The organism is Streptomyces sp. ICBB 8177 (assembly GCF_003144095.1).
In the GTDB taxonomy this organism is placed as follows: domain Bacteria; phylum Actinomycetota; class Actinomycetes; order Streptomycetales; family Streptomycetaceae; genus Streptantibioticus_D.
The window spans coordinates 1-245 of the sequence record NZ_NSKH01000022.1 but is presented as its reverse complement, the minus strand read 5'-3'; the positions used below and the strand labels follow the sequence as shown (position 1 = coordinate 245).

General features: G+C 73.5%; 1 protein-coding gene. It reads right to left on the bottom strand.

All coding sequences use genetic code 11. The features are described from left to right. Positions 1 to 224, bottom strand: a 224-nt coding sequence (locus CK485_RS20485) for an ABATE domain-containing protein (protein WP_342673492.1), incomplete at its 3' end; no start/stop codon positions are given. Positions 225 to 245: the final 21 nt, after the last annotated feature.

Genomic DNA, 245 nt, shown 5'->3' with positions numbered 1-245 from the left:
ACCGGGGTGGCGCGGCTGCGACGCAGACCGTCGTTGATCAGAGCCGCGGCTTGGACCGCGTCCGCGTTCGCCCGTTCGAGCACCCCACGCACCGTCTCGCGCAACGCGCGGACTTCCGCCAGGTCGGCGCGGGTGAGATGCCGCGGGCCGGCCCCCTGGTTCGCGGCCGGACTCGGAGGTTCAGCCGCGGGGTGGTCGTCAAGGAAGTCCCGGAGCTGCTCCACGGTCTCGAGCGCGTCCTCTCC